This is a genomic window from Bacillus sp. AFS001701 (assembly GCF_002559405.1).
Classification (GTDB): domain Bacteria; phylum Bacillota; class Bacilli; order Bacillales; family Bacillaceae_G; genus Gottfriedia.
In genome coordinates, this window is record NZ_NTZO01000157.1 from 1 (window position 1) to 5,165 (window position 5,165).

Genomic DNA, 5,165 nt, shown 5'->3' on the forward strand with positions numbered 1-5,165 from the left:
AATTTATTATGCTTCATCATATTAGTCTATCTAGAAAACTATCAATGAAGTCTATTAATTAGTAATTTGTTTAGATTATCTAAAAGATAGATTTCATGAAGGAGGAGGAAACTTGACAGGTGTTAAAGAGGAGATACAAGTAAGCTCTTAGCTAGACCAAGAGGTGACGATAAAGAGGTAAAAAAAGAAATGATGACATCACATAATCGACATGGCAAATTCGAAAACGAAAGCTACATAAATTATAGGTTATTTTACAAGTGAGAGGAGAATCTATTTGAAGCGTAGATTTAAGATTGCTGTATTATCGACCACTTTTTTGATTTCGATGTATTCAACAGCCGCATTTGCTGCTGAACCAGGGCTAGATAAAATGCCGGGACCAGTAGATCCCCAGACATGGGTGAATCCAGAGGATATGACGTGGAATGATTATAAACCAGTCCCGGGTATTAACTGGAGTACCGATAAGAGTATTCAACCGGAAACAAACCTTAAAGGGGCATTGATTTTGGTTGACTTTCCAGGTCAGGATTTTATTTTGACCTTGCCTAAGGGTAAAGATCTCATCGGTAATCCACAAGTCAATGCTGTTCCCCGCGAAAAGCTTGGGGAGTTTTGGACGAATTACTTAAATGTACCGAGTGAGTTAAATCATTATCAGACAATCGATGGCTTTTGGAAAGAGAATTCATATGGAAAATGGGGCGTAACCCTTGATTCTTACGGTCCTTACCGCTTGGATAAATACGAATTTCAGTATGGGCTAGATAATTTTAATTCTGGTTTTCTGCCAAGTAATTATAAAACCGGAAACCTCTTCCAAGACGGCATAAATGCAGCAACAGCCGATATTATAGCATCTGGAAAAAACAATGACTTTGCGTTTATTGTACATGCAGGCTATGATGAATCAACTGTTTGGCAAGAACTGGGTGAAATGAAGTTTATGAATCAGAACTCGGTACCTGCTGAATTTGGTCCTCCAAATTTAACAGGATTTGAGAGCATGCCAACTTGGGCAAAAACTCGTTATGTACCTTGGACTTCTTGGTTTGCAGCAAAATCTATTTGGTCTGCTGCATCGAGTGCAACATTAAACGGCAAATCGATTCGTGTTTCTATTCAAGGCGAAAGTGATGGCATGTCCACATTTGCTCACGAATTTGGTCACCTAAAAGGACTGGGAGATAACTATAATAATGCAGCTTTAGATCCTCGAACCTATGCGGGTTATTGGGAAACGATGAGTCGTGGGTCTTTTAATGGTCCTGGTGGAACGCACACCCGCTGGATGATTCCAGCTACCCTCGGTTCTTCCTTACCGGCTCCACATACGCTTCGTAATAAGATGAAACAAGGATTTCTATCTAATGATGAAGTCCTGCAACTCAATCGTGATGAATTAAAAGAGTCTGGTCCGGCGTTTGCGGATATTATCGCGCGAGAGGTACCAATTGGCAGTAAATTCGGCAGAAACGGACTCCACGGGATCAACATCAGTATGACTGATTTAACTCCAAGCAATTACCTAAGCGGAGACTGGCGTAACGATATGATTGGTAACGTAAATAACGCTAAGTACAATAACTACACCCTTGAAGTAGTAGATCGAGTTGGAGCGGATTCTTTTGCTGCCGATTCAGGTGTATTGATTTCCAAAACGAAAAATGCGGAGACTGCACCGTTTATCTGGCCAGTTGATTCACATCCTGAAGATATCGCATTGAAGGACTTTACAAAGCCTGACGGTACAACAGTTTCGGTTACAAAAGGCGACCCAAGGCAAACCTTGGATTCTTTATTCCATGCAGGGAATGGAACTAGTTTGGTCAGTGGGAAATTCGATGGTTCTATTAGTAAAGACGATGTTGTTAGTGAGTACATCGATCCTTACAATCATCTTCAATTCTACATTTTAGGCAAATACAAAGGCAATGACGGTGTACTTCATTATCAGGTTGCAGTTCGTAACACTGAAGGATCAGATGCCTATAAACGCGGCGTAAATGTAAGCGCAGGCACAATACAACCTGCCGTTGCAGGCAAAGTGGCAGTTTACCATTTTAATGTTACAAATACTGGAGAAGCAAAGGATCTTATTCGAGTTAACGCTTCTGCAGGTGAAGATTGGACGGTTCAATTTGATAACAATATTGTTGCAGTGGAACCAGGGAAAAGCGTTGATGTACCGGTGTACGTGAAAATTCCTAAGGGTAAGACAGCTCCGGCAAATATTAACTTTACGGCAACTTCAGAAACAGACTCAAACCAAAGCGCTACTGATAGCAATCTTTTGCTTAGCGATCTGAATGCAGCTGGTGTAAGTTCTATAATCGACAGCTTCGACAATGCAGGAGCTTTCAAAGCAGGATCAGCGCAAGCATTGAAGGCACATTTGAGATCTGTAGAGCAATTTGAAAAGAAAGGTTCTGCGGATAAAGTTGTCAAACATATTAATGATTTTAAAGGATTTCTAGATAATGAAAATGCTTCGAAAAAGGTTTCCGCAAAAGTGTATAATAGTTTAAAAGCGTACGCTGATGGAATGATTGAGGTTTGGAAATAGGGTGTATTGAAATAAAAATATGGCACAATAATTATGAAAATAACTAAAGTATGTAACCGATTGTCAAATCATTTACTTCATACAATAATTTGCAAAATTGAAACCACTTTCTATTGAGAATTGAACCAATTGAAAGTGGTTTTTTTGGTATAAAATAAATTTTTATAGAACAGAATTAAAATGTCTATGGTTAAATATCGGAACTTTTAAAACTAATAGGCATTTTTTTATCTCCTTAAAAAAGTACCAGTTGAAAAGAATTCAACACTAAACTAATTATTTTTTTTAAATTTATCAATTTCATCTTTTATTTTTTTATTCAAGTTTAGTAATAAACTATTATCTTTAGACCGTTTTGGTAAAGTACCAGAGGGCTTGTTCGTTAAAAAGGGGCTTTTTTGCTTTTTGTCTCTCATTCCATCATCTCCCATACAGAGCTTTATTCAAATATATTATTTGTATGGTCAAACTATGAAAGGTTAAATTAAAAAGTAGAGTTTAACACTTTAATTTTATTTCTATTCGTTGATACGACTATCTTTTAAACGAGTTAAGGCTTCGTCACTTCTTTTAAATAATTTACTTGTGAATAGAGATGGAGATGTTCGTGGGGTTGTTCGAGTAGTCTTTTCCTGTAAGAATGGAGACTTAACTCTACCTTGACGACTTACACTCTCCGCTAAATTTGTATTAGTTGATACTGAATTATTAGGCATTTTTACACTCCTCTTCAAACTAATATTATCATTCTATCAAACTTATATTTTATTATCTATAACACGTCCTTCATTCTGATTCCTCTTGGTAAGGCTTTTTTAACCAACTATGAATCAGCGACAAATTAATTACATGATCTACGTCGATATCTAGTATAGGTTCTTTTTGCGAAACGATAGATATTACTATTGGATATATTTTTTCGAGATATGGTATAAGAGCAGTGTTTTCGTTAATTTGAATTACCATTTTTTCATTAATTGAATTCAGTTGTTCGTCTGTAATGTTAATTCCAAGAACAGCACCTATTTCTTGCTTAAAGTTGATGTCATTGTCTTTCTTAAAAACGGTAATATTTTGTCTACAAATCTCACCATATGTAAATAAAAAGTCTTCCAAACTTTTTCGATAGCTTTCTATTTCATTCCATTCTTGTGTCTCAAATGAGGATATTTTCATCATATCAAGTATTTCTGTAAATTGTAGACTTCTATTTTGAGTTTGAACGATAATTTTTTTCATTTCATCATTGACGCTTTCTACTTCATTGATTTGTTCCATTTCAGTTCCACCTATTTTCTTAATGTTAGGTGTAAGAAATAAAGTTAAATCTACAAAGATGAACATTCCTGCTAACAATGTAAAGTGTTGCCACTCATTTACATTAAAGCCTCTTTGGTTAAGCAATAAAACAACTCCTACAATGAAAAAGAAATACCATGTTCTTCTTAGATTTTGTTTATGAATATTAAAAAACTTTTTAAATACCCAACTTGTGTATAATATGATGCCTGAAAACACGCTAAGAATAAACCATTTATTTTGTTGAAAAAATTTAAGTATATCATTACCAAACATCATATTTACAAGGTAAAGTACCAATATTAGGATGATTGGGATAAAAATACTTTTTCTTAGAAAAGTAGCAAATATTTTTTTAGGTTCCTCTCGAATATTTTCCATAATTCACCTCCTTACTTAAATTTTACCATATACGGGAGTGGTTTTTATGCTAAGTTAATTCGGTTTTTTGTCTATCTATTTAATCTTTGTACGGATAAATATCTCTAGTTTTACCGAAAATTAACAACCATTTTAAAAAAGCAGATTATTAAAAACAATTTAATTTTTATGTTATAATGTACACTGTGTTTTGAGTTTTCTAAATATTGTAAAATTAAGTTTAATTGCATTGCGGGGGTGAAGGAATGTCAGTTTTTAAAGATTTGTTTTGGTTTTTTAAACAAGAAAAAAGAAGCTATGTTTGGGGAATATCTCTTTTAGTAATCGTTGCAATTTTAGAGCTACTACCTCCGAAGGTTATTGGTTATGTAATTGATGAAATGGTAAAAAACTCACTTAATAATAAAAACTTACTTTTTTTGGTAGGTCTAATTTTTATTAATGGGTTACTTCTTTATGCATTTCGATATTGGTGGAGAAGATTAATTTTTGGTTCTTCTTTAAAGTTAGCCAGACAGCTTAGAGATGATTTATATAACCATTTTTCAAAAATGTCTCCATCGTTTTATCAAAAAAATAGAATAGGAGATTTAATGGCTCACGCAACAAACGATGTTCAAGCAGTACGCGAGACAGCTGGGGCTGGGATCTTAACTTTTGTTGATTCGATTATTTTAGGTGGATCGGTACTAATCATGATGGCAGTTTCAATAAGTTGGAAGTTAACGCTTATTAGTCTGTTGCCATTACCAGTTATGGCGATTTTGACTCAATACTATGGTAAATTATTACATCAACGTTTTCATTTAGCGCAAGAATCATTTTCAGAATTAAATAATAAAGTTCAAGAAAGTATGAGTGGTTTAAAGGTTATCAGAAGTTTAGGGCAAACAAAAGAAGATGTAACTGCTTTTAA

At 34.5% G+C, this 5,165-nt stretch carries 5 protein-coding genes; 2 read left to right on the top strand and 3 right to left on the bottom strand.

Translation table 11 applies throughout. The features are described from left to right. The first annotated feature begins 277 nt into the window (after positions 1-277). Positions 278-2,569: an FIMAH domain-containing protein gene (locus CN514_RS12240; RefSeq protein ID WP_286141658.1), complete on the top strand. Its 2,292-nt coding sequence runs from the start codon at positions 278-280 to the stop codon at positions 2,567-2,569. A 272-nt stretch (positions 2,570-2,841) separates the two neighbouring features. Here the strand turns inward: CN514_RS12240 and CN514_RS25700 are convergent, their stop codons facing one another. From CN514_RS25700 to CN514_RS12250, 3 genes are all read right to left on the bottom strand, one after another. Continuing rightward, positions 2,842-2,985: a hypothetical protein gene (locus tag CN514_RS25700; protein WP_176525887.1), complete on the bottom strand. Its 144-nt coding sequence runs from the start codon at positions 2,983-2,985 to the stop codon at positions 2,842-2,844. Between the two features lie 102 nt (positions 2,986-3,087). Further along, complete coding sequence (locus CN514_RS12245; RefSeq protein WP_098232828.1) at positions 3,088-3,285, bottom strand: hypothetical protein; 198 nt, start codon at positions 3,283-3,285, stop codon at positions 3,088-3,090. Positions 3,286-3,355: 70 nt separating this feature from the next. Next, positions 3,356-4,249 carry a type II toxin-antitoxin system SpoIISA family toxin gene (locus CN514_RS12250; protein ID WP_098232829.1) on the bottom strand — a complete coding sequence of 298 codons (894 nt, stop codon included), beginning with the start codon at positions 4,247-4,249 and terminating at the stop codon, positions 3,356-3,358. Positions 4,250-4,494: 245 nt separating this feature from the next. On the opposite strand from CN514_RS12250, the gene CN514_RS12255 reads away from it, so the two are divergent. Next, positions 4,495-5,165: ABC transporter transmembrane domain-containing protein (locus tag CN514_RS12255; protein WP_286141659.1), on the top strand; the 671-nt coding region annotated here is incomplete at its 3' end.